Raw genomic sequence first — 25574 nt, forward strand, 5'->3', positions numbered from 1 at the left:
TAATATGAAATTTATTAGTAACATTAAAAAATAACGATTATGAAGAAAGTATTGTCTATTCTTGTGTTGGCTCTTGTAGCTGTTCAGTTTGCCTTTGCCGGTGATGTTATCACTCAGGATGCCAAGCAGCTTCCGCTGACGGCACGCAACTTTATCAACCAGTATTTCTCGAAACCGCACATTTCACACATCAAGATTGAAAGTGAAATATTGCAGACTAAAAAATATGAAGTGCTGTTGACAGACCGTACGGAAATAGACTTCGACAAGAAAGGAAATTGGTTGGAAGTGGATTGCAAGAAGTCCGCTGTTCCCGAAGCATTGATTCCGGTTCCGGTAAAGGAGTATGTGAAGGCTAACTTCCCGAGAGAGATTATTACTAAAATCGAACGCGGACGTACCGGTGTGGAAATTGAATTGGGTAATGACTACTCTTTGAAGTTCAACAAAAAGGGAAAGTTCGTCAGCATGGACGATTGATTCTCCAGTAACTATTAACCTAAACTTTATAGAGAAATGATGAGAATGAAGATTCAAATGTTGGCGATGATGTTCATCGCCGCCTTGGCACTTGGTGCATGCAGTGATGATGACGACAAGGATGATGTCAAAGTGCCCGAAGCAATGTCACAAGCATTGAAGTCCAAATACCCTTCCGCAATCCATGTGGAATGGGAACAGAAAGGGGGCTATTTCGTTGCAGATTGTAAAGTGGATGGGCAGGAAAAGGATGTATGGTTCAATAATCAGGCGGAATGGCAACTGACGGAAACCGAATTGCTTTGGAATAATCTTCCGGGAACAGTACAGACCTCTTTCAGCGCCAGTGAGTATGCCGGTTGGAAGATAGAGGAGATTGTTCTTTTGGAGTATCCGGTAGTGCCTATGCAGTTTGTCATTGAAGTTGAAAAGGGAAATGCAGAGTATCAATTGTTCTATTCGGAAGAAGGCGGCTTGCTACAGACAAAAGATGTGAGCGGTAATAGGGATGATACGCATTGGCCGGTAAAACTTGGTTAGAGAAGAGTTAAGGATAAGGGATTAAGGACATTAGTGTTGTGCAATCATATTGAAAACTTAATCCCTTAATCCTTAATCCCTTATCCTTAACTACATCGGCTTATAATCCTTCGCCAGTCCTCCTTCGCTGGTTTCTTTGTAGAGGGAGGGCAGGTCGTTTCCGGTTTCTTTCATGACTTCCACCACTTTGTCGAATGACACGCGGTGCATGCCGTCGGTGAAGGAGGAGTAAAGGTTGGCATCCAAGGCGCGTGCGGCGGCGTAGGCATTACGTTCGATGCACGGGATTTGTACCAGTCCGCAAACTGGGTCGCAGGTCATACCCAAATGATGCTCCAATCCCATTTCGGCGGCATATTCTATTTGTGCCGGACTGCCTCCAAACAATTGGTTGGCTGCGGCTGATGCCATGGAACATGCTACACCTACCTCTGCCTGGCATCCGGCTTCCGCTCCCGAAATGGAAGCGTTGGTCTTCACGATGTTTCCTATCAGTCCAGCTGTGGCAAGGGCACGAAGTATGCGTGTGTCGCTGAACTCCCGGCTTTTTTGCAGATGATAGAGCACTGCCGGTACAATGCCACACGAACCGCAGGTAGGTGCAGTGACAATGACCCCACCTGACGCATTTTCTTCACTTACTGCCAAGGCATAGGCAAATACCAGTCCGCGCGACTGGAGGGAAGCCTTGTAGCCACTGGCACGTATATAATAGGTAGAAGCCTTTCGGCGCAGATTCAGAGGGCCGGGCAAGACTCCTTCACTATCCAATCCCCGTTTTACGGCAGCCTGCATGGTTTTCCATACCTCCTGCAGGTAATCCCAAATGTCGCTTTCCTCGCATTCCTTGACGTACTCCCAGTAACTTTTTCCGGTACGTTCACACCATTGCAGTATTTCGGTCATACTGTTCATTTCGTATACATCCGGGGTGTTTACGGATGATGCTCCATCATTCTCTTCTGCCAGGGCACCGCCGCCGACGCTGAATACGGTCCATTGGTCGGTCTCCTTGCCTTCGCTGTCCAAAGAGACGAATTTCATACCGTTGGGATGGAAGGGCAGGAATATTTTGGGCTCCCAGATTATTTCTACCGGTGCTGCGGGTTGCAGTGTCTCGGTGATGGCAACATTGGTCATGTGCCCCTTGCCGGTAGCGGCGAGGCTTCCGTATAGGGTTACTTGGAAGGCGGCTGCTTCGGGATGCCTTTCCAGGAATATCTGAGCTGCCTTGCGCGGCCCCATAGTGTGGCTACTGGATGGACCGGTACCGATACGGTAGAGTTCTTTGATTGATTTCATATATTTCAGATTTATGATTTCAGATTTATGATTTAATTATCAACTGTCAATTATCCATTAACTCAAGTCTACTACGGTAATGCCTGCTCCGCCGAACTGTATATGTTCGTCGGCAAAGTGGCGCACTCCGGGAACGGTTTCCAGATATTGGCGGATAAGCGTGCGCAGGATACCCGTTCCTGTTCCGTGAAGGATACGCACACGCGACATGCCGACGAGGATAGCATCATCAATGAAATAGGTGACGGCTTGCAGCGCTTCGTCGCCACGCATGCCACGGACATCAATGTCTTGCTTGAAATGTAGTTTCTTCTCATACATGCTGTCTTGGGTCTGGACGCTGATGAAAGTGCTTTTGGCGGACACGTCAGCTTGTTTGGGCTGCGCGTTGGTGCGTTCCAGCCTGTCCAGCTTGACGGTAGTCTTGATGCTGCCGAACGCGATAATCGCATTCTTGCCGTTCACTTCCATTACCTCGCCCACAGAGGTCTGTCCCTTTATTCTGACGTTGCAGCCGGGGACGATTGCCGCGAGGCGTTCCGCTTCTTTCCGCGCCTGCTGTTCTGCCAAAGCCTGGGCAGACGGTCCGTTCTCTTTTCCATCGCCTGCTTTCTTTTCCTTTTTCCGGTTCTGCTTTTCTTTCAGCTTTTCCATCTTGCGGGCAATTTTTTCTTCCAGTTCCTTGTTGGCAAGCGCTTCCATTGATTCGCGGAAGTCCGTCAACTCCTGGCGGGCCTGGCGTGTCTTTTCTTTTTCTGCCTGGGCTTCTTTGATGGAGCGTATGGTGTTCTCGATGCGTGCATTGGCTTCCTGCATCAGTTGATCCACCTCTTCTTTCGCTTTGCGCAGAATATCCTTCCGGGATTTCTGCAAATCTTCGATTTCGGTCTGATAACGCTCGATGGTCTCTTCCATGTGCTTTTCACGCTGGCGTATTGTCTGGCGTTTGCCTTCCCAATAGCGTTTGTCGCGCACAATGTCCTGCAGGTACTTATCGGCGTTGATGTATTCGCTGCCCACAATTTCCGAGGCATCGGCGATGACATCTTCCGGCAGACCTATCTTGCGGGCAATCTCCACAGCGAACGAACTGCCCGGATTGCCTATCTGTAGTTGGAACAGTGCCTGCATCAGATGGCGGTCGTAGAGCATGGCGCCATTCACTACACCTTCGTGGTCTTCGGCAAAATGCTTCAGGTTCTGGTAGTGTGTGGTGATGATACCGAACGTCTGTTTCTGGTTGAAACGCTTCAATACGGCTTCGGCAATGGCACCTCCTATCTGGGGTTCTGTTCCGCCCCCGAATTCATCAATCAGGATGAGGCTCCGTTCGTTGCAGCTTTTCATCATGATTTTCATGTTCGTAAGGTGGGAGGAGTAGGTGCTCAAATCATCTTCGATGGACTGCTCGTCACCGATGTCGATGAATATGCTGCTGAATATTCCGGCATGGCTGCGTTCGTGCATCGGGATGAGTAGTCCGGATTGCAGCATGTATTGTAATAAGCCTACTGTCTTTAAGCAGACGGACTTGCCGCCTGCGTTCGGACCGGAGATGATGAGGATACGTTGCTTCTCATTCAGTTCGATGTCAAGCGGTACGACTTTTTTGCCATGTTTGGCGAGAGAAAGTTGCAAGAGTGGGTGTACCGCCATTGTCCAGTCCAGCAGTTGTTTGTTTTCGAGAGCCGGTTTCAGTCCGGATATTTGCTCGGCAAACAATGCTTTGGCACGTATGAAGTCTATTTCGGCAAGGAACTCGTATGATAGCAGTACGTCGGAGATGGAGGGGCGCAGCTGGTTGGAGAAGTCCGTCAGGATGCGGATAATTTCTCTGCGTTCGTCACCTTCAAGTTCTCGTATGCGATTGTTGGCTTCCACTACTTCGGCAGGCTCGATGAATACGGTTTTACCACTGGCCGACTCGTCGTGTACAATACCGCGTATTTTCCGTTTCAGTGCTGGTGCAACGGGAATGACCAGACGGCCGTCACGCATGGTGGGCGTTACATCTTTGTCCACAACGCCCTCGGACTGGGCATTTCGTAGAATACTGTTCAGTGAGCGGGAGATACTTCCCATAGTACTTGCCAGTTCCCGGCGGATGCGTGCCAACTCTGTAGAGGCATTGTCCTTGATTTTTCCGTAAGGAGAGAGGATGCCGTTTATTTTTGCTATGAGCTGTGGGAAAACGGTGATGTCTCCTGCCAATCTTTTCAGACAAGGGTAGGGGGAAGCGCCCTCTTCCTCATCATCGTCGCTTTTCTGTAGGAAACGTACAATATCACGTATGGTTTCCAGTGAACGGCGTAGGTCAAAGAGCTCTTGTTCATCCAGATACATGCCTTCCACGCGTATGCGTTTCAGTGACGGGCGTACATCAAAAAAGTATTGTGCCGGGAAGTTGTCTTCTTCTTGGAGTATGCGTACAAATTCAGTGACTTGGTCCAAACGCTCCTCTACCTCTCCAAAGTGGTCGGAGAATGCCATGTCCATCACCCGTTCTTCGCCAAGTGTACTGAGGCATTTTTCTTTCAGCAATTGGCGTATTTGGTCGAAACCTATTTTCTGTTCAAAGTTCTGCGGATATATCATGGTGCAAAAGTACTATTAATTCATGAAAAAAGAGAAAGGAAGTTTGCAGAATTAAAAATGATTTGTACCTTTGCACCGCTTTAAAGAGGAAAGCACTTCCCGAAAAGGAAGTTTTAGGAGAGGTGGCAGAGTGGTCGATTGCGGCGGTCTTGAAAACCGTTGTGCTGCGAGGCACCCGGGGTTCGAATCCCTGTCTCTCCGCAACAAACGCTGAAAATCAGCAGATTGCAAAACAAACACCCAGTTTTACACCCAAGAATGTAAAGTCGGTGTTTTTGTTTTATTTAAGATAATACAACCACTACATAATAAAAGAGTAGCGATATTAAAAGAATCCGATGAGAAAAGACTAATATTTATCTATCCATTCAGTTTGATTTTTCAGGACTTTACATCGTCCTGAAAGTATTTGTTATTGTATTCCAACGTCAGGAGTGGATTATAATACAAGTTTTTTGTGTGGATAGAATTTCGTTTTGCTTAATGTACGAAAGTACTTATCTATAAACGCATGAAATATTAGCACAATGAATCATTGGAAATCAACTTTGGCCGTGATAGGAATAGGCCAACTCATATCTATTTTAACAAGTACGATTGTTGGCTTCTCCATTATTTTTTGGATTAGCAACGAATTTAAATCCCCGACAGCTTTATCTCTGGCTATTTTAGCTGGATTTTTACCACAATTTGTATTAGGCTTGTTTGCCGGGGTCTATGTTGACAGATGGAATCGAAAGAAAACGATGTTTTATTCGGACTTGTTCATCGCGTTCTGTACCCTATGTCTTTTTATTGTGATAACCAAGGGTTATAAAGACCTTTCTTTTTTTTATCTATTGACTGCTTGTCGTTCAATAGGCAGTACGTTTCATGCACCTGCTTTACAGGCAAGCATCCCTCTACTGGTTCCCAAGCACCATCTTGTCAGGGTATCAGGTTTGTACCATTCCATTCAATCCTTCAGTGAGGTGATAGCTCCCGTTGTAGGGGCAAGCCTCGTTGTTTGGCTTCCCATACAGTATATTCTGCTCATAGATGTGATCGGAGCTGTTGCTGCTTGTCTGACCTTACTTTGTGTCCAGATTCCTTCTCTTCAAAAAACGAAAGTTCTTCCAGATTTCAAAAAAGAACTGACGGAATGTTGGCATACCTTGCGGCGTACAATGGGCATTTTGCCTTTATTCGTATGCTTTACGCTGGTGACTTTTGTCCTTATGCCTGTTTTTACGTTATTTCCTTTTATGACGCTTCTGCATTTCAACGGAAACATTTTGCAAATGGGAGTTGTGGAAATGGGTTGGGGCTCAGGGGCATTGTTGGGCGGTTTAGTACTTGCCTGTAAGGCTTTGAAAAGCAAGCAAACATTAGTGATGCATACGGCTTATGTGATATTGGGATTGTATCTGATTAGCGCCAGTTATTTACCATCAAGCGCATTTATAGGTTTTGTTTGCCTAACATTTACAGGAGGCATAGCCTATTCCATTTACCATGCGCTTTTCATCGCTATTATTCAGCAGAACTTGGCTTCGGACATGCTTGGACGGACTTTTTCTCTCATCTTTAGTTTGAGTACCTTTCCATCAATGCTGGGTATCGTAGCTTCAGGATATTGGGTGGAAGCATGGGGTATCACATCCGTCTTTATGATCAGCGGATGGGTTATCTTTCTGATTGGAGTGGGTGCAAATTTTATTTCTTCAATCAAGCAGTTGGATAATTACGCATAGTATTATTTATTAAAGAATTATTATATGACAAAGAAAGAACACACTACGATTACAGAGTTATTTCAAGTTTTGGACTTGTTGGAAAGCCTGGACATGCAGTTTTGGTTGGATGGAGGCTGGGGAGTGGATGTCTTGTACGGACAGCAAACCCGCTTGCATAGAGATATTGACATTGATTTTGATGCCAATTATACAGACCAACTCCTTGATCTTTTGCAGGAGAGAGGATATCAAATTGAAACAAATTGGTTGCCCACCCGTGTGGAACTGTATAGCAAAGAATTAGGCTATATTGATATCCATCCTTTTGTCTTGAATGCGGACGGCACTTCCAAACAAGCCGACTTGGATGGAGGCTGGTATGAATTTCAACCGGACTATTTTGGAACAGCAGTCTTTGAAGGCAGAAGCATCCCTTGCATTTCTGCAAAAGGGCAACAAGTATTCCATTCGGGCTACGATTTAAGAGAGAAGGATATTCACGATTTATCTATAATTAAACAATGTATAACAACAATGAGCCTAACAATTAGATAAGAACAAGAAAATGACAGAAAAACAAATTGTCTGGTATATCTTACTTACAGAAGTAAAGATAGACAGTGACACCCAGTCTGTCACATCCCTGAGTGTAGCTCCATTGGCAGTCTTGCCGGAATTCCAGCGTAAGGGAATTGGGGGGGGGATGTTGATTCAGTAAGCCCATCAGAGGGCAGCACTTTTGGGTTACGGCACAGCAGTCGTATTGGGGCATAAAGAGTATTATCCTCGATTTGGCTATCGCAAGGCTATCGATTTAGGAATTGAATTTCCTTTCGAAGTCTCTCATGAATATTGCATGGTGGCTGAATTAATACCTGGAGCTACTGAGAATGTGAAAGGTATGGTTTGTTATCCAACTGACTTTAAATAGTTTAACAAGTAAAATTCATTATATAACTCGGACTGGGTATTTCAATTTCCCAGTCCGTATTCTGATAGTACTTATTCAATTGGAAGATTGTGTTGCTTCAAGAATGAAAGTTTATCCCAATACCCTCTTTGAAAGACGATTTTGTTATCTTTTACATGAAAAAATCCGCATCCACGAAGTCCAAGAGAGTCTTTCCATTCCATGATAGCCCATTCGCCATCTTCAAAAATATTTTCCACCATACAAACCATTTTAGCAGTGGCAAATTCATTCACAAACATTTTGTAGATTGATTCTTTACCTATTATTGGTTCGTTTGCGACTTGATGATTTACTGCATTAGTAGCATACAGCTCTGCTATATGATAAGCATCTGCTTTGTTAAAGCAATCTATCCATTTTTCCAAAACTTCTTTAGGCTTCATTTTTTATAAATTCTTAGGATTTTGATTCTGTAATAAAAACAATCTGTTTGGATGCATAGATACTTGATTTTATTAATAATAGGCTATTCTATATTCTAAATCCTCTGGATTTTTGCTCTCTCTGCACCGAGTTACGTAGATTCTGCTGTAACTTTTCCCATTGTTCCTTAAACCATTGTACTATGGGTTGTCGGTTTATGGTCAGCATAAGCTTACCACTATCCATCGGATGTTTCTCAACCCTAAAAATATCATTCTTGATGTCAAATTTCCACCTGTGTTCTTCGGAATAAATTTTGCCACTACATTGTATGGATTCTTTCTTTGTCAAGAGGTTTTCTATCATGTCTTTGGTAAACCCGATAACAGCGCATAATTTTTCCATTCTCAACATCTCTTTGAACATGGGAAACCATTTGTGGGCTTTTTCAAGCAAGGTGCTCAATCGTGATATTTCCTTGTCTTTGGCTTCAAGTTCTTGATTATGTATTCTTTGAAGATTACGAATTTGTCTGCTATGCTGTTCCTGTATTTGTTGTATCTGAATTTTTAATTCATCAGTAGCTTTGTCCCGTTTGGTAATTTCCTGATGTAGCTGCTCGATGTGATGTTCCAGTTCTTTCAGCTTACCGCTTCCGAAAAGAGAACCTACACCGCTTGCTATGGCGGTAGCAGCATTGGTGGCTGTTTTCTTTAGTTTGTCCGTGCGTATCTCTGCTTTTACCTGTTTGAGTTCCTGTTCGGCAAGGCTTACTTGTTGTTCCTTGTGTCGCTTGGTTTCCTCTATACGTTGCAGTTCGGCTTTCTGCTTCTCAATGATGAAATCATTTCGTTCCAGATGCTCTTTACCTGTGACAGCTTTTGCCTGTCCACGTTCCATCAGGAGAATATCGGAAGCAAGGGTCTGCATGGTTGCCATATCCTCGTCATTGAGCTTTCGGCTCTTTCCAGTTTCATGGTTCATCCAGTCGAATACGACATGAGCATGATAATTTGGTTTGAACCATCTGTTACCGACTTGGAAGCTCTCCTTGTCTTCTGCTTCCGGCTGACCGTTCAGCCAATGCCCTTCGTCTTTATGCAGGAAAATCTGTAGCGGAGTGATGCCCCAGCGTCTTTGGCACTCTTCACCGAATTTGCGTACATCAGCCAGTGTGGTGTCCGGTCTGATAAGCAATACTCCTTCACGGATGGGTGAACATCCCGCCACCTTGATAATCTTTCCATTCTTTCCCTTGCGTTCCCTTTCCTTTTCCTGCATGGCACGTCCGGTCTTTTCCTTGACCATTTGCTTGATATTGTCATAATGAGTTCGCAGTTCGGGAGTGCCGAAGTCGGGATTTATCCACTGTTCGTTATCGGTGGAAAGTTCGGGAACGACATAGATTCTGGACTCCCCGATATTACGCATATACTCGGCAGTCCTTCGGTTGTGCGCCTCGCTCGATGCGATGTTGCAAGGCTTGATATGTATGCTTGATTTTGTTGCCATAGCTTCTTTCCTTTGTTTACAATTGATTTACTTTGCTCGCTTTCGCAGAGGGGTTCTTAGGGGTAACCCATAAGCGGAGATTGCAAAGAGAGGGTCACTCTTTGCTCGGGGTTCTCAGGGGTGAAACGCCCTGAGTGGGTCATTAGGGCAAAGCCCTAATCCCCTCGGGAGAGCCCACAACTACGAAAGCGAAGCGTGTAGTTATAGTGGGCTATAACCGGAAGCCTTTCGGTTTCTTGGATAGCGTATCATTCCTCTTTTCGACAGATTGCGCTTGCTCTTTCCTATCGGCTATTCGTTTCTGTAAATATTCGTTCAGATCTTTACATCCACTGTAGATTTGCGAGGCGTCACGTATATACCGGGTAGCATCATACTCCTTTCGGATTTGCTGTATTGCTTCCATTCCTGCACGGTCATTGTCAAAGAAACAGTGGATGCGCTCATAGCTTCCCAACGGATAGAGTGCCTTGGGAACATTGGCTACGGAATTAAGAACTATGTAATCCTGTCTGTCGAAGTCGGGTGATTGCGGACAGCTTTCCAGCCTTAAAGTAAGAAAGGAAAGGTAATCCATAAATCCCTCAAAAACGTAACATGTACTCCTTGGTTTTCCTGACTGTCTGATATGGGATATTTCTTTTGGTGCGATACATCCCTTGAAATATCGGTTGCGAATTTCATATCCGCCTGATATGTTCGGAAAGGCAATGGCGAAATACCGTTTGCCGTTGTGGGTGAAACGGGCTTCCTTACATTCTCTTTTCGCCAGTGCCGTGTTTATCCCTCTTTCCTGTAGGTAGGCAAGCAGGGCAGGAGAAGCCAGCAGCACAATGTCCAATTGCTGAAAACTCGGTTCGGAAAATGATTGCTTGCCAAAAGAGAAAGACACGGGACGTATGTGTGGTATCTGTTCTTCGATTTTCTGTAGAAGATAAGGCACATAGTCGGAACAGTAGAGTTCCTGTGCCAGTGCGATGATATTTCCACCTTTGCCGATTGCGAAATCATACCATTGGTTGCGCTCGGTATTTACTTTGAACGAGGGTTCTGTCTCTTCCCGTAACGGGGATTTGTACCATAGGTTAATACCTTGCTGCTTGACGGGAGAATATCCCAAACTGTACAGAAAATCCGCTATCCTGATTTGTTTTGCTGTCTGTATATCCATAATAAGATGAGTGTTTGAATAATGGTTGGAATATTTATTTCTCTTTTCGCCCGTACTTTTTTATGAAGTACGGTCTGTATAATCACTTCACTTTATCTTCGTATATATAGGATACGGTAATAAAGTGAAGCGCTTTTCTATTCCCTACAACCGCTTCGCTTTATTCTTAATATATAGACCTGCCGAATAAAGTGAAGTGATTACAGGTTATACGGTCTAATAGTGAAAGTCCGGCTTGAACGTGTATTTCCTGCCGTTCTCCTGTACTATCATCCGTTTGTTCCGGAGCATGGTGATAAGTGATACCGCTTTTTGATGGTTCAGTTTTACACCTACCGACATATATGACTTGATTAAGGAGGTTTCCAGATCCTTGTAGCCGTATTCCTCTTTCAGTCCGAAAGCCGCTTCCAGTGCTATGCGGTGCTGCTGTTCGCTAATATGTCTGTAAGGGTCAAACTTTTCCTCTTCCGGTCTTCCGGGTTTCTTCGCTTCGGGTCTGTACCCCTCTATGAGTTCAGGCAATGCATTGTCGTTGATACGGAAAGCGAAAGGCTCGAAATCCATTGCACGGATGTGCATGGCTGAAACATTGCTTATATCCCCGTTGCTCTTGTCCTTTTCCACCAGCAGAACGGTTTCCGCCTTGTTGTTCAGCTCCGTACCGATATGCCCTCTTGCGTTTTCATCGCCTTTGTTCTGGTGGAGTATCGTATGGATGTGTATCTGCCTGTCATCCGTCCACTGCATCAGTTTGGATATAATGCGTGTCGATTCTCCCGGACTGTTGATGTCATATACCATATCACGGATGCCGTCTATGATTACAAGCCCTATGTCCGGTGTATTATAGATAGCCTGTTCGACAATCCTGATACGCTGTTCGGGCGTGTATTTCCTCAAAGCGAGAAACTCCAGATGTTCATTGTCCCTGTCATCAGGAAGACCAGCAAGCCGTAAAATACGTTTCATGACTTTCAGACAGTGATAATGGCTTTGTTCCGTGTCCACATAAAGAATCTTCCTTTTTTCTTCCGGTAGTTCCGCAACATACCGCAGTACCGTACCGTTTTTCAATGCGGCGGCTACGATAGCCGATACATTGAAAGTCTTTTTACTCTTGGCTTTGCCGATGGATGCACTGAAATTGCCCAGTGTACCAATGACCGAACCTTGCACTTTTAGAATCTCAGGTGCTTTTTCGTAGATTTTCGACAGACTCAGGCGTGAAGCTTGCCAAAGGATTATTGCCTGTTCTGCCGAAATCTCCTTTATTTCTTTCATATAGTCCATAAGCATACCTCCCATTATTTCCGTCCTCCTGTTTTCTTCCCGGCAAGCTCAAGAGCCAATTCCGCATCTACGATAATCTTGCGCCCTATCTGGGTAATCGCCTTGTCTATCTTACCGCTTTTCTTTATGCGGTTGGCAGTGGGCAGACTGCACCCGAACAGTTTGGCTATACCGAGTATTCCGTACACATACTTCTTTTCCGTGTCTGTAACGGGTTGCGGCAATGCTTCGGCCTGACCTGAAGCGTGCTTACTCAGGAATATGAATTCTTCGCCTGTCATCTGCCAGACGGGTTTTGATAATAATTCTTGGATATTTGTCATCGTCCAATCTATTTAGTCGTTAAACAATCAGCCCTGCGCACTGGCTGTTATTTCTGTTCTCGAACGATGCAAAATTAGGTAGGGTTATGAGTGGTAAGGATGGGGACGGTACAAACTGAATATCATTGTATCTTATTGAATATCAGAAAATAAAAATACCACTCAAAAATTATTTTGAGTGGTAAAAGTGGAACTTTCGTAAAGTATCAGGATATATTACGGATTATCTGAATATATGTTCCATTTCCTTGGCGAAATTTTGGTTGCTGTCACTGGGGAAATCTGAAACAGGCTCCTTGTACTTGGATTTGTAGTAGCTGTCGTCAATATCCAGCAGTTTCAGTATTCTGTCTTTCCATTTGTCCCTGTCCTGTTTGGAGAGTTTCTCGCTCATCAGGAATATCAGATAGCATACACGTATTTTCTCTCTCGGTTTTATTTTCAGCTTACAGTTGCAGGGGTGAAGATTCATATTGGCATAGAAATCCAGTGCGGAAATTTCTTCGAACTGTTCTCCTATGCACACCTCATGAATGAGCGAAAGTAATTTCATGCTGAAATATTCCTGTTGTTCTTCTGTCGTTTCCTGCTGACTGATTGGCTCGCTTGATTTATTCTCTTGCTTTCCGTCAGGAATGTATTTCTTCAATATATCCAGAAAAAGGCAGCTTTGACGGTATATGTCCGCACAACAGTTCTTCATGTATTGGAATGCCTCTGTTCTTGCAGCCTTTTGCTGATCATAGAGTTTGTTCAGTTTGGCTTTTTCCCTGTCATATTCAGCCTTGCAGCGTTCATATTCTTTCTCTGCCTGTTTTTCCTCTTCGGCTGTATGCTCCCTGTAACCAATGGAATCATACCTGTTGTTGGCTTCATTCAGCGGCTTGCTCAGACTTCTTGTAACATCCAGCTGGGCTTCAATTTCCTGAGAATACCTTTCCATGTGCTGATAGCAAGCACGTTCTATGGCTCTGTCACTTAACGGGCGTATCTCATAAGCCTGTATGCTCTTTTCTATTTCAGTTTTCAGGCTGTTGAGTATCAAGGTGTATTGCTCTTTTTGCTTGTCAAGCACCAGTTCAAGGATAGCGGCTTCAAAGGATTTCATGTCATTATACTCCTGATAGAAATCCGATATGAATTTCTGCCTGTCAAAAGAAAAAGCGTAATTATCTATATAGTCTCTGTATATTCTGTTGAGTTCTCCATATTGGGGAATCATCGTCTGTATCTTTCCTGCCATATACTTTATATTATGGGTTCTTGTCCTTGTCAAGGAATAAGGTCAGTTCTTCTTCCACTTCTTCTATACTCGGTAGGGCAGATTTCAGATTTTCGGGTACTGCCTTGCTCAATTGATAGTCGCTGATACCTATCGGCTGGTCATATCCAGCCAAGGCATATTGTGCCACGACCTCATCCTTACCCCTGCACAGCAAAAGACCGATGGTCTTGTTATCATTTTCTCCCCTCAGTTTATCATCTACAACATTGATATAGAAATTTAACTGCCCTGCATATTCCGGTTTGAATGGCGTTGCTTTCAATTCCACGACAACATAGGCATGGAGCTTGATATTATATAGGATCAGGTCGGCGAAAAAGTCACTGTCCCCAATCTGGAAATGTTTTTGTCTGGCAACAAAAGCAAAGCCGTTACCCATTTCCAGCAAGTAACGGGTTACATGCTTTACCAACTGTTCTTCTATATCCCTTTCGTCAGCCTTTTCCTTTGCTCCTGCCAAGTCAAAGATATACGGGTCTTTTAACAGATAATTGGCAAGATCGCTTTGAGGTGCCGGAAGTGTGGCAGTGAAGTTGTTTACCTTGTTACTCTTGATTTGTCTGTCATACAGATTACTTTCAATCTGCATTTTCAGCACATTACTGCTCCAACCCATTTCTACAGATTGTTTCATATACCAATACCTTACGCCCAATGGTAGCGGATTATTGAGTATGACCATATGGCTTGCCCAATTTATTCTTGCAATCGGTGACGCCAAGAATAAATCTTCTATATCCTCTATTTTTATTTTATAGATGGTTGCTACTGTTTTTGCTACATTCTGAAATTGCGCAGGAACCTCCTGCGTAATTTCTAAAGATTGATTATCAGCTGATTGTATTTGCGCAGTAAGCTCCTGCGTAAATTGTCCGCTATTGAGCTTAAGGACTTCATTAGTAATGTTTTGAATATTTGGGACCGACAGTATTGAATCTGCTTCAATAAAACTACGAAGTACATTTAACGGATATAAACGGGCAAACTGGCACATATAAGTAAGATTACGTTCCGAATATCCCTTCTTTTCAGGATAATTGAATCTGATTGCCTGTGCCAATTTTTTGATAATTTTACCACCCCACCCATGTAGGTGTTGGTGGTACAGTATATAATTCCCCATTTTCCAGTAATGGAACAACATCTGGGCATTGGCTGCGGTAATGAGTCGGACTTGTGCCTGTTCTATTTCCGAACCGACAGCATGGACAAAGGCATCAAAATGACCTTTCTTTATATTATGTTCGTTGTTATTTTCCATATCACTAACTATTACTTAACAAAGATAACTCTAATAATGGATAATCTGTGAAACTGACTGATACTTTTAGAGTTGGTTAAACTTGTTCATTGCATTGGCCTTAATATCGTCTGCTATGTCAATGTAAGGCTTCATGGCTTTATAATCACTGTGCCCTGTCCATTTCATTACAACCTGTGCAGGAATACCGAGAGCCAGTGCATTACAGATGAATGTCCTTCTTCCTGCATGTGTGCTGAGTAATGCGTATTTCGGTGTAACTTCATCTATACGTTCATTTCCTTTGTAGTAGGTTTCACGTATAGGTTCGTTAATTTCTGCCAGTTCTCCCAGTTCTTTCAGATAATCATTCATTTTCTGATTGCTGATAACAGGCAATGCCATGTGGTTTTCAAAATGGATGTCCTTGTATTTTTCAAGTATGGCTTTACTGTACTTGTTCAGTTCAATACTCAGACTATCTGCCGTTTTAACGGTGGTGACTTCTATATGGTCGGACTTGACATCACTTCTCTTTAGGTTACGAACATCTGAATAACGCAGACTGGTAAAGCAACAGAACAGGAAAACATCCCGGACACGTTCCAGATACTGTTTGTCTTTGGGTATCTGATAGTCTTTTAGTCTGTTCAACTCTTCCCATGTCAGGAAGATTACCTTCTTGGGGGTGGTTTTCAATTTCGGTTTGAACGTATCGTATGCTATATTCTGGTGATAGTCTTTCTTGAAGCTCCATCGCAGGAACCATTTGAGGAATCCCATTTGTTTACCGATGGTACTGTTTCTCATGTCTTTTTTGTCACGCAGGAAATTGATATACTCGTTCAATCCGAACTCATCGAAATATTCAAAGGTCACATCTTCCTTGAACTCCTTGAGGTGATTTTTAACGGCTGCAAACTTTTCGTATGTGGATTCAGTCCAGTTATTCTGATTGCCGCATTCTTTTACAAATTCATCGAACACCTCCCAAAAACTTATCTGTGCTTCTTCCTGCTGTTCTTCGTTGGCATTCTTCATCCGCAGGTTGAATGCATCCTTTAGTTGTTGGGTAGTTGGCATGGTTTCCTGTACCTCAAACTCCTTGAACACATTTTGAATTTCGGCATAGTATTTCAGCAGATCGGCATTGATTTCAGATGCACTTTGCTTTAATTTGTTGGTACACCCGTTCTTTACTCGCTGCTTGTCGGAATCCCATTTGGCTACATCGATGCGGTAACCCGTTGTAAACTCAATGCGCTGGCTTGCGTATATGACGCGCATACGGATGGGGACATTCTCCACAATTGGCACACCGTTCTTTTTCCGGCTTTCCAATGCAAAAATGATGTTTCGTTTGATATTCATAATTGGGTGCGTTTGAAATTCTACACCCAAATATACACCCAATATTTGGAATAGCAAAAGATATTCAGAAAGATTTAGATTTACTATGTATTCCAAATTGTGTGTGATTATCAGTAATTTGCAATTTTATGATATTTCTTGAATGTATAGGTTCGAGAGCCTGTCTCTCCGCTGAAAAGAATTGCAAAACAAAGAAAATCCCTGTAAATTAATACTTTACGGGGATTTTTTGTTTTTGGTGCATAGCAAAAATAAGCATATCAAAGCATTCTTTCGGTGTACTATTCGGTGTACTTGATTACCTTCAATGTTAGGTACACCTGTTAAGTAAATAATTGATTGTTTATCAGTGTTTTGTGTCTTTACTTGTTGCTCTTGGAAATTTAGTTTTGTGATTAAAAAACAAGTAAGATGGAAAGAACAACATTTTGTCTATTGTTCTACATTCGTAGGACGAAATTGAATCGGAACGGTGAGGCTCCGATAATGATGAGAATTACAGTGAATGGAGTGCGGGTTGATGCTTCAGTGAAGAAAACAATTCTTCCGGAATTCTGGAGTGCGGCAAAAGGAAAGGTTCTGGAAAAGAAGCGTGAAACCATTCTTGCGGAAGGTGTTGCAGAGCGCATCATCGGACTTTATGCTTTGGGAAACAGCACACGTGAGATAAGTGACTGGATGGAGGAGAACTTGGGTAATCGTGTGTCTGCCGAGACGATTAGCGCCATCACCGATCGTGTACTTCCGGAAATAAAGGCATGGCGTTCCCGTAGCCTAGAGAGCGTTTATCCGATAGTCTGGATGGATGCCATCCATTATAAGGTAATGGACGAGAGAGGCTGTGCCGTAACCCGTGCGATTTACAATGTACTGGCTCTGGACAGCGAGGGACATAAGGATCTGTTAGGGATGTATATCTCTAAGAATGAGGGCGCTAACTTCTGGCTGAATGTATTGACAGACTTGCAGACCCGTGGTGTCTGTGACATACTCATAGCTTGTGTTGACGGATTGAAAGGCTTCCCAGATGCTATCCAAAGTGTGTTTTCTGATACTATTGTCCAGCTCTGTATTTTCCATCAGATACGTAACTCCGTCAAGTATGTCGGCAGCAAGCACCAAAAAGAGTTCATGAGGGATCTGAAACATGTCTATGGTGCGGTAAATAAGGAATCCGCTGCGACAGGACTTCTTAATCTGGAAGAAAAATGGGGTGAGAAATACCCTATCGTTATCAAGTCTTGGCAGGATAACTGGGAAAGGCTTACTGAATACTTCCAGTTTACGTCGGATATACGACGTATGATTTATACCACGAATACAGTCGAGGGCTATCACCGCCAAGTGCGGAAAGTGACAAAAAACAAGGGCGTGTTCCCTAACGACACCGCCCTTGAAAAGTTGGTTTATCTCGCTTACCGCAACATACGTAAGAAATGGACCATGCCCATAGCCAACTGGGCGGCCATCGCACAACAATTAGCGATAAAGTTTGGAGACAGATTTAAATTGTTGTAACTTTACGCTCGTCGGGAGTGCTGGTGCACCCCCTTGGCGCTGGCCGATCCCCGACCGATGAGCTTGGAAGAAAACGCCGCATGACACAGTTTATTTTACGCCCCCGCAGTGTACACTTCATGTGTATTCTTTTTAATCTGTTTACAGTCAAATAACAACTTAAAACTGTATCAAATAAACATATCCAAGTATTCTTTTTTTGCCATATTTTCAAAAGGACTATGCATCACGCACTGTCCTTTTCTTATTAGAACTTTAAACACCCGAATATCTTACCAATTTGGTTTTCGTCATTACCTGTCTAGCCATGCTCCTACCTTCTCTTTAAAGAAGAAAGTATAGAGGAATGCTCCTATCCAGCTTGTAAGGACTACCAGCAGGATTGCCATAAGTTTTTTTTCTTTCGGTATTCTCAGGCAACCTATTTCCCAGGCGCATCTTATAGTCAGAACTATTCCAACGACCCAAATAGCAAGAATATTCATACCTGTATAAATTAAATGAGAGATAGTAAATCGAGATATAAAGGCTTATATGGCAGTCTTAATCAAGCTGCTTTTTTACTTCATCTTTAGCTTTGTTATAATCCTTTTTTATTTCTTTTTTTACCTTTTCTGTACCTTGTTGCACGTCTTTCTTGGTTTCTTTCCAGGCATCTTTAACTTTGTCGGCACCATCCTCTATTTTGTTAGAGGCCTTGTCTAATGCGTCATTTACGTTTTCTTTTGCATTTTCAATCTGCTGTTCTGTCCGGTTCTGTTCTTTTTTGTCCCGACAGGATGATGCGGACAGTGCAAATAAAATTGTCAGTGTGATAAACATTATCTTTTTCATATAGTTCTCTATTTTTGCTTGTTATACAATATGCTTTAGGATTTCCGGTGGAGAAACCAGTTCTCCACCGGGATGAAGATTTAGACTTCATACTGTCGGAAGATCAAGTTATTTCTTTTCCGATTTTTTGTTTGAAGCAGCAGGCTTACTTTCTTTAGCTTTGCTTTGGGTACACTTTTTGCCACCCTTTGCTTCCATCTGTTTTTTTTCGTTCTTTGTTGTCATAAAATTTAGTTTTTAAGTTAAACAATAGTAGAACTGGAAGTCTTATTTGTTTCCGTTCTTAGCATTTCCATATTCACACCAACGCATTTCTCCTTTAGGGATATGGGAGAGTATCTCGCTGCTCCGTTCCTTGGCTAGTTTTTCATCTGTCTGGCGTACTTCCTTTTCCGTACGTTTGGTGCCTTTAGGTTTACGTTGAAGTAGTCCGTCAGTACTTCTGACTTCCTCCAGTGGATTCTCAATATATTGCCATTCTTCTTTGAGCCTCGTACTTTTGCCTTCGTTCCATGGTCCGCGGGCTTCCTTTCCTTTGGAATCATTAAAATAAAGGTTACTGTATCGGGGGGATGTTTGGAATACTCCCGGAGGAAAGTTAGGCTGAATAGTTTCCAGAGCGGCCTCAAACTGTTGAAAATGGGTCACTTCGCGAGTCATAAGGAATGTGAGCGTTTCTTTTACAAGTGGGTCATCCGTAAGTGGGATAAGGTTTTCGTAACCTATCTTGGCACGTGCTTCACCCGCCATGTTGGAACGCAGGTCCACTGTCAGGTCAGCATTGGCCGATACATAGGTGGCACACCATGGGTTCCCGTTGCTATCGGTCAGTACGGGACTACCGGGAGCTGTTACCAGAAACGCAGGATTGGTGAAGGCTTGGTGGATAAGATCCTCTTTGCCTGCTTTTCCTCCCATCATGGTACGCAGAGGAGTATCTTCCAATACATCCTTCATTTCTCCGTTTACTGGTCCGAGGAGCATCTGGATGGTTGCACCTACGATTTCAAGATGGCCGAATTCCTCAGTGGCAATATCCATGAGCATGTCATATTTGTCAGGGTAGGGGTTATGGCAACTGAATGCCTGTACAAAGTACTGTAGAGCGGATTTCAACTCACCGTTGGCCCCTCCGAATGCCTCAAGCATCACACGAGCAAAACGAGGATCCGGCTGTGATACACGGGCATTGAACTGAAGATCTTTTACATGGTAAAACATAACAGATTCATTTTTAAGTTAATAATTCAGGTTAATTTTAGATGTACATCTGTATATTAAAGATAGGAATATCCTTGCCGGGCCGTATGTACAGACCGGAAGAGGTTTGTCCAATCAAGTCAAGAGGGTAAAGTTGTCGGTAGAGATATAAATGAGAAAGGATCGGAGAAAATGAATTTTATTCCTCCAGTTTGTCCAGTTCAGACATATATTTCTTTATATAATGACAATTTCCGTCGCATATCCTTTTCCGCACTCCCACGGAAAGGGAAGAGTCCATACATTTGTTTCCGAACAGACAGCTGCACCTGAGTCTATACGCTTCCAAGCTTTTATTCCTCTCATCCGTACGGCCCTCTGTATAGGCGGACAGGCATAGCGTGTACAGTTCTTCATAACTCTTTTCCCGCAGGGATGCGGGAGTATATTGGCATTTATTGTTCCATTTCATATTCATTAATCATTAATTCAGGTGAAATGGATCGGGAAGCATTGAAAATACATCCCGTAATTTTAGTTGTTTGTTATAGTAGCCTATTTTTTGGCTTCTAAAGCAGCTGCATGGACTTTACTTTTCAGAGTGTCAGCCTTTTCGGCAACGTCAAAGGTCGCATCTGCAACCTTGTCGGCGGTTTTGGTACTTGCATCCAGTGCTTTGTCTCTCACGGTTTCTGTAAGGCTTTCAGCGCGATCGGCAATCTTTGCCATGGCATTATGAATTTTCTTTTTTAGCATCTTGGCTTTTGCCGTACGTGAAAAACGTTGAGCAAGTGCTCCGATGGCCGAACCTATTGCCAGCCCAATCAAAAAGTTAGATTTACTAGTTTCCATAATCAAAAAGGGTTTAGGTTAATAAAAATTTAAATATCAGTTCTCTTGGGATGACGAAAGAAGGATATGATCCACAATAATAGGACTGCACCGATAACAGAGGTGAAAAGGCTACCCAGAAGGCCTGTGGTAGTAATTCCCAACAAGCCGAATACCCAGCCACCCAATACGCCACCTACAATACCTACGAGTAGGTTAATGAGAAGTCCGAAACCGCCTCCTCTCATAATCTTGCCGGCTATGAGTCCGGCAACGATTCCAATGATAATGTACCAAATAAAATACATAATATTAAGTTTTAGTTAAAATAATATTGTTGGGACAGATGGTTTGAGGAATCATATCAGACGGAAAACCATCGGTCCCGTTTTGAAAAAAAACATGTTGTGTAAGAAAATGGTTTGGGTGTAAAAAAAGGATTTAACAACAATTTTCATTTTAATAATAGGCTGGCTGGCTATATTAGTACTATTTATATGTTTATCCCATGTAGTGTTTTATTGCTAAGTAACTATGCCGTGCAGTCAATATTTCAAACTTGTAATAGATAAAAGTTGTGGCTTAATATTTTGATAATAAATGATATAACTCCATATATCGTTCTTTCTGATGGCCGTTGGCTGAAGATGTATAACAACCGAAGATGCCTTCATACTATGGTATTGAATTCTCTCAGAGTCGTTTATAAGTAAACATAATCCTTCTTTCATCGTTATAATCTACACATATAAGATTTATGATATGAAAGGATTATTGTTAATTGGAATTTTTATGTTTTGCCCCGTTTCCATCTTATGGGGACAGGATAGGATACAACAATACGCGGGGACAGCCATGCCGTATCCTATTGTGAAAGACTCGTTTGTTTTTTTTCAGGATAGTATGGTTCCGTTTTATGTTAACCATTTGGGAAGACATGGAGCGCGTTTTCCAACTTCAGGAAAGGCTTTGAATAGAGTGAAGGAGATTCTGGAATTGGCTCAGCGGGAAAATAGGCTAACATCAGGAGGGGTAACCTTGCTTTCTACAATACAGAATCTATCGGAAACTTTTGACGGACAATGGGGGAAGTTATCAGTAGTGGGAGAGGAGGAACAACGGGGTATTGCCAGACGTATGATAGAACGCTATCCACAGTTATTCAGTGATTCTGTCAAAGTGCAGGCAATTGCGACATATGTTCCCCGTTGTATACATAGTATGGATGCATTTCTTGCTTGTATGGTAGAGTTTAATTCTTCTTTACACATACAACGCAATGAAGGGAAGCAATATAATGATATTCTTCGTTTCTTCGATTTAAACCAATCTTATGTTGATTATAAAGAAAATGGTGATTGGCGTCCTATATACGAGACTTTTGTGCGACGAAAGATTTCTTCTGCTTCTGTTATGGAAAACTTCTTTCTGGAATCAGGACAGGAAACAGATAAGGAGGCAGAGGAATTTGTCATGGCTTTATTCTCCATTGCTGCCATACTACCAGATACAGGTACTCCGATAAATTTGGATGGTCTTTTCACAATAGGTGAATGGGATAATTACTGGCAGACTCAGAATTTGCGACAATATATGAGTAAAAGTTCTTCGCCGATTGGGCGAATGTTGCCTGTTGCAATTGCATGGCCTCTGCTATCAGAATTTATTCATTCAGCTGATGAAGTGATAAAGGGCAAGTCGGATACCAGGGCGAACTTTCGTTTTGCTCATGCAGAGACAGTTATTCCTTTTGTAGCATTAATGGGTATAGAAGGAACGGATGTTAAAGTTGTTGTTCCTGATTCTGTATCTAAATATTGGAAAGATTATGAGATTGCTCCGATGGCTGCTAATGTACAGTGGATTTTTTATCATGACAAGGCTCGAGAAATATGGGTGAAATTTCTTTTGAATGAAAAAGAAATGACACTTCCTGTTTCAACTTCCCGTTTTCCTTATTATCGATGGGAAACTGTCTGCATGTATTTAAAGAAACGGGTTGAAATGGCGAAAAAGGTACTTGAGTCTTTTTCAGATGATTGTAAATAAGGTAGATATGGGTTGAGTATTGGTGTGGTATGAGTGTGATAGAATTGAAAAAGTATCTGTATTATCCCGGCGGTATAGAAATCATTATATACCGTCGGGATTTTTTTTGTTACATTGGATTTATATTAGTGGGGTGATTTGAGGATAAAGTGTGCGTACTATTTTTTCTCTTTTGCCAAATCAGCCAATTCATCCTTTTCAACGTAAATCGTTCGTGTTGGGAATGCGAAATCAATGCCTGCTTTATTGAATGAGTCTAGAATCTCCATATTTACATTTGAAGTTACCATTAAAATATCTCCCTGTTTTTCTATAAAATATATGTACATGATATTCAGTGCAGAGTCTGTGTATTCTGTAAAAACAGCTGTGGTATCTGATGGTTTGGAAGATACATTTTCTATTCTTTTAGGAATGGCTTTCAGTATATTTAAAGCTTCTTTCATTTTTTCGGATGTTGTGTTGTATGTCAATCCAAGTTTCAAGACGACTCGACGCATCGGTTCGGAAGAGATATTTATGATAGAAGCATCTGTAACTTTATAATTAGGGAAAGTGATGATACGTTTATTGTAGTCCATGATTTTTGTACTTCGAACTCCAACATCAATCACAGTACCTTCGATATTATCCACGCGAATCGTATCACCTATGTTGAAAGGCTTATCTGTCAATATAGTGAAAGCGCCGAACACATTTTTTACAGTGTCTTGGGCTGCTAAGGCAAATGCGATACCTCCAATACCCAGAGTACCTAATAATGCACCAATATTGACTCCAATATTACTTAAGGCCATTACAAGACCGATTATCCACACAATGACCAGTATTGTCCGTCTGATAATGGGCATCATTTTGTTGTTTTGTCCATCCGATTGTCGTCCCCAGTAGATTTGCAATAAACTACTGGATAATCGGGCAAATATCCATGTGATATCCAGAATAATCAGTATCTTGTAAGCATTATCTATTACTTTTACAAAACTATCCGGAGAAACAAGCCTGTGAATAGCTATCCAAATACCTAATAACATAATTGCAAACTTGACGGGCGATTCTAAAGAATAATAAATTATATCATCCAGCCGATTATTGGTACGGGTGATAAATGGATTGAGTACTTTTCTGCTGAAGAATGATATTAACTTCATCAAAACAATTGTTCCTAAAATAATAAGTATGGAAATACCCCAGTCTTCTAAAGTATTTCCCCAGATTTCTCTTTCTAACATAGCTGGAAATTTTTTAATTAAACATTTTATGGAATATCCTTGATTTTGGATGATGTAAAAACAAACGGATAAAGGAAAAATCCTATTCATAATCAAGTAAATTATATATATGAAAAGAAACATTAAGATAATTTTTATTACTCTATTGGAGATGGTTAAAAACCTTGGAGGCGTTTTTATAATGCTTAATGTGATGTTGTGTTATACTTTTTTCTTACTAAACTATAATTTACATTTATAGTGGGAACCATCTTATTATTTATTTTGTTAAGTTACTCATCAATTTTAAATTAAATAGTTATGGAAAATGGAGTAATGATGCAGTATTTTGAGTGGAATCTTACGAATGACGGAAAGTTGTGGAAACAGTTGAAAGAGGATGCGTCGCATCTACATGAAATTGGTGTGACAGCGATCTGGATACCACCTGCATATAAAGCAGATGAACAGCAGGATGAAGGATATGCTACTTATGATTTGTATGATTTGGGTGAGTTTGAACAAAAAGGAACTGTGAGGACTAAATACGGGACGAAAGATGAATTGAAGGAGATGATTGATGAACTTCACAAAAATAAGATTGCTGTATATCTGGATGTCGTTTTGAATCATAAAGCAGGTGGTGATTTTACGGAAAAGTTTATGGTGGTGGAAGTAGATCCTGATCAAAGAAATAAAGCTTTGGGGAAATCTTATGAAATACAAGGATGGACCGGATATAGCTTTCATGGACGTAAAGATAAATATTCGGATTTTAAGTGGCATTATTATCATTTTTCCGGGACTGGATTTGATGATGCTCGAAAGCGAAGTGGTATATTTCAGATTCAAGGAGAAGGAAAAGCCTGGAGTGATGGTGTAGATGGAGAGAATGGCAATTACGATTTTCTTTTATGTAATGATATTGACCTAGATCACCCTGAGGTTGTCGCCGAACTGAATCGTTGGGGCAAATGGGTTTCAAATGAACTTGATCTTGATGGAATGCGTTTGGATGCAATTAAGCATATGAAAGATCAGTTCGTTGCACAGTTTCTGGATACGGTAAGAAGTGAGAGAGGTGATGACTTCTATGCTGTGGGAGAATATTGGAACGGTGACTTGGAAACATTGGATAATTATCTGGAAGCAGTAGGGCATAAAGTTAACTTGTTTGATGTTCCGTTACATTATAATATGTTTCAGGCATCACAAGAAGGAAAAGATTATGATTTACGGAATATTCTGAAGAATACTTTAGTGGAGCACCATTGTGAACTTGCTGTGACTTTTGTTGATAATCATGATTCGCAGCATGGAAGTTCTTTGGAATCACAGGTTGAAGATTGGTTCAAGCCATTGGCATATGGTCTTATTTTTCTGCTGAAGGATGGTTATCCCTGTTTGTTCTATGGTGATTATTATGGGGTGAAAGGAGAAAAATCGCCACATACTAAAATTATAGATATTCTATTGAATGCAAGGAAAAAGTATGCGTATGGTGATCAAGTTGATTATTTCGACCATCCATCAACCGTAGGCTTTATTCGTACAGGAGATGGGGAACATGTTAACTCAGGCTTGGTATTTTTAATCTCGAATGATGAAGCGGGAAGTAAAACGATGTGTTTAGGGAAAGAACATGCGGGTGAAGTGTGGTGCGAAATTACCGGAAGTATTCCGGATGAAGTAACTTTGGATAAAGAAGGAAATGGAGAGTTCTCTGTGGATGCGCGTAATCTTGCTGTTTGGGTAAAAAAAGCATGAG

At 42.0% G+C, this 25574-nt stretch carries 25 protein-coding genes and 1 tRNA gene; 9 read left to right on the forward strand and 17 right to left on the reverse strand.

All coding sequences use genetic code 11. The features are described 5' to 3' along the window. Nucleotides 1-39 precede the first annotated feature (39 nt). Nucleotides 40-480: a PepSY-like domain-containing protein gene (locus tag DW096_RS06665; RefSeq protein WP_005832634.1), complete on the forward strand. Its 441-nt coding sequence runs from the start codon at nt 40-42 to the stop codon at nt 478-480. A 36-nt stretch (nt 481-516) separates the two neighbouring features. Next, a complete protein-coding gene (locus tag DW096_RS06670) occupies nt 517-1020 on the forward strand; it encodes a PepSY-like domain-containing protein (protein ID WP_118930866.1) in 504 nt (167 codons plus the stop codon). Nucleotides 1021-1110: 90 nt separating this feature from the next. Here DW096_RS06670 and DW096_RS06675 read toward each other — a convergent pair whose 3' ends face one another. Together DW096_RS06675 and DW096_RS06680 are read right to left on the reverse strand one after the other, a co-directional pair. Beyond that, on the reverse strand, nt 1111-2322 hold the full coding sequence (locus DW096_RS06675; RefSeq protein ID WP_005831694.1) for an L-serine ammonia-lyase: 1212 nt from the start codon (nt 2320-2322) through the stop codon (nt 1111-1113). Nucleotides 2323-2379: 57 nt separating this feature from the next. Beyond that, a complete protein-coding gene (locus tag DW096_RS06680) occupies nt 2380-4917 on the reverse strand; it encodes an endonuclease MutS2 (RefSeq protein WP_118930865.1) in 2538 nt (845 codons plus the stop codon). Nucleotides 4918-5033: 116 nt separating this feature from the next. Between DW096_RS06680 and DW096_RS06685 the strand changes: the two genes are divergently transcribed. The 4 genes from DW096_RS06685 to DW096_RS19400 all read left to right on the forward strand — a co-directional run bounded on the left by DW096_RS06685 (nt 5034) and on the right by DW096_RS19400 (nt 7350). Further along, a tRNA-Ser gene (locus DW096_RS06685) sits at nt 5034-5118 on the forward strand. Between the two features lie 326 nt (nt 5119-5444). Continuing rightward, the gene (mef(En2), locus tag DW096_RS06690; RefSeq protein WP_005786079.1) at nt 5445-6650 is read left to right on the forward strand and encodes a macrolide efflux MFS transporter Mef(En2); all 1206 of its coding nucleotides are present in this window, start codon (nt 5445-5447) and stop codon (nt 6648-6650) included. A 24-nt stretch (nt 6651-6674) separates the two neighbouring features. Next, entirely contained in the window at nt 6675-7187 is a 513-nt protein-coding gene (lnu(AN2), locus tag DW096_RS06695; RefSeq protein WP_004308783.1) for a lincosamide nucleotidyltransferase Lnu(AN2), read from the forward strand. Nucleotides 7188-7197: 10 nt separating this feature from the next. Then, nucleotides 7198-7350 (forward strand): hypothetical protein, encoded by a 153-nt coding sequence (locus tag DW096_RS19400; protein WP_005786088.1) that lies wholly within the window; start codon nt 7198-7200, stop codon nt 7348-7350. 284 nt (nt 7351-7634) lie between these two features. Here the strand turns inward: DW096_RS19400 and DW096_RS06700 are convergent, their stop codons facing one another. From DW096_RS06700 to DW096_RS06735, 8 genes are all read right to left on the reverse strand, one after another. Next, a complete protein-coding gene (locus tag DW096_RS06700) occupies nt 7635-7988 on the reverse strand; it encodes a nuclear transport factor 2 family protein (protein ID WP_004308780.1) in 354 nt (117 codons plus the stop codon). An 88-nt stretch (nt 7989-8076) separates the two neighbouring features. Continuing rightward, nucleotides 8077-9480, reverse strand: a complete 1404-nt coding sequence (locus tag DW096_RS06705) for a hypothetical protein (RefSeq protein WP_004308779.1) — start codon at nt 9478-9480, stop codon at nt 8077-8079. A gap of 211 nt (nt 9481-9691) precedes the next feature. Then, on the reverse strand, nt 9692-10651 hold the full coding sequence (locus DW096_RS06710) for a toprim domain-containing protein (RefSeq protein ID WP_007842328.1): 960 nt from the start codon (nt 10649-10651) through the stop codon (nt 9692-9694). A 216-nt stretch (nt 10652-10867) separates the two neighbouring features. After that, on the reverse strand, nt 10868-11944 hold the full coding sequence (locus DW096_RS06715) for an AAA family ATPase (RefSeq protein WP_007852816.1): 1077 nt from the start codon (nt 11942-11944) through the stop codon (nt 10868-10870). A 14-nt stretch (nt 11945-11958) separates the two neighbouring features. Continuing rightward, complete coding sequence (locus DW096_RS06720) at nt 11959-12267, reverse strand: DUF3853 family protein (protein ID WP_007842330.1); 309 nt, start codon at nt 12265-12267, stop codon at nt 11959-11961. A gap of 223 nt (nt 12268-12490) precedes the next feature. Continuing rightward, nucleotides 12491-13510, reverse strand: a complete 1020-nt coding sequence (locus tag DW096_RS06725; RefSeq protein ID WP_007842331.1) for a hypothetical protein — start codon at nt 13508-13510, stop codon at nt 12491-12493. A gap of 10 nt (nt 13511-13520) precedes the next feature. Next, nucleotides 13521-14813, reverse strand: a complete 1293-nt coding sequence (locus tag DW096_RS06730; protein ID WP_007842332.1) for a YhcG family protein — start codon at nt 14811-14813, stop codon at nt 13521-13523. A gap of 66 nt (nt 14814-14879) precedes the next feature. Further along, nucleotides 14880-16163: a site-specific integrase gene (locus tag DW096_RS06735; RefSeq protein ID WP_021992115.1), complete on the reverse strand. Its 1284-nt coding sequence runs from the start codon at nt 16161-16163 to the stop codon at nt 14880-14882. Nucleotides 16164-16574: 411 nt separating this feature from the next. Here DW096_RS06735 and DW096_RS06740 point away from each other — a divergent pair, with 411 nt between their 5' ends. Then, a complete protein-coding gene (locus tag DW096_RS06740; protein ID WP_081027343.1) occupies nt 16575-17681 on the forward strand; it encodes an IS256 family transposase in 1107 nt (368 codons plus the stop codon). Between the two features lie 293 nt (nt 17682-17974). Here the strand turns inward: DW096_RS06740 and DW096_RS19545 are convergent, their stop codons facing one another. The 6 genes from DW096_RS19545 to DW096_RS06775 all read right to left on the reverse strand — a co-directional run bounded on the left by DW096_RS19545 (nt 17975) and on the right by DW096_RS06775 (nt 20854). Further along, entirely contained in the window at nt 17975-18166 is a 192-nt protein-coding gene (locus DW096_RS19545) for a hypothetical protein (protein WP_016278380.1), read from the reverse strand. A gap of 58 nt (nt 18167-18224) precedes the next feature. Then, a complete protein-coding gene (locus DW096_RS06755) occupies nt 18225-18515 on the reverse strand; it encodes a hypothetical protein (protein WP_016272770.1) in 291 nt (96 codons plus the stop codon). A 267-nt stretch (nt 18516-18782) separates the two neighbouring features. After that, nucleotides 18783-19736, reverse strand: coding sequence for a manganese catalase family protein (locus DW096_RS06760; RefSeq protein ID WP_007665899.1), 954 nt, complete (start codon nt 19734-19736; stop codon nt 18783-18785). A gap of 178 nt (nt 19737-19914) precedes the next feature. Continuing rightward, nucleotides 19915-20187: a hypothetical protein gene (locus tag DW096_RS06765; protein ID WP_016272768.1), complete on the reverse strand. Its 273-nt coding sequence runs from the start codon at nt 20185-20187 to the stop codon at nt 19915-19917. Nucleotides 20188-20270: 83 nt separating this feature from the next. After that, a complete protein-coding gene (locus tag DW096_RS06770) occupies nt 20271-20567 on the reverse strand; it encodes a YtxH domain-containing protein (RefSeq protein WP_016272767.1) in 297 nt (98 codons plus the stop codon). A 29-nt stretch (nt 20568-20596) separates the two neighbouring features. Then, entirely contained in the window at nt 20597-20854 is a 258-nt protein-coding gene (locus tag DW096_RS06775) for a GlsB/YeaQ/YmgE family stress response membrane protein (RefSeq protein ID WP_007665893.1), read from the reverse strand. Between the two features lie 454 nt (nt 20855-21308). Here DW096_RS06775 and DW096_RS06780 point away from each other — a divergent pair, with 454 nt between their 5' ends. Continuing rightward, nucleotides 21309-22595, forward strand: a complete 1287-nt coding sequence (locus tag DW096_RS06780) for a histidine-type phosphatase (RefSeq protein ID WP_035457719.1) — start codon at nt 21309-21311, stop codon at nt 22593-22595. A 158-nt stretch (nt 22596-22753) separates the two neighbouring features. Here the strand turns inward: DW096_RS06780 and DW096_RS06785 are convergent, their stop codons facing one another. Further along, nucleotides 22754-23827 carry a mechanosensitive ion channel family protein gene (locus DW096_RS06785; protein ID WP_016272765.1) on the reverse strand — a complete coding sequence of 358 codons (1074 nt, stop codon included), beginning with the start codon at nt 23825-23827 and terminating at the stop codon, nt 22754-22756. 300 nt (nt 23828-24127) lie between these two features. On the opposite strand from DW096_RS06785, the gene DW096_RS06790 reads away from it, so the two are divergent. Continuing rightward, the gene (locus tag DW096_RS06790; protein ID WP_044469252.1) at nt 24128-25573 is read left to right on the forward strand and encodes an alpha-amylase; all 1446 of its coding nucleotides are present in this window, start codon (nt 24128-24130) and stop codon (nt 25571-25573) included. The last annotated feature ends 1 nt before the right edge of the window (nt 25574 follow it).

The organism is Bacteroides sp. AM07-18 (genome assembly GCF_003602695.1).
GTDB classification, from domain to species: domain Bacteria; phylum Bacteroidota; class Bacteroidia; order Bacteroidales; family Bacteroidaceae; genus Bacteroides; species Bacteroides uniformis.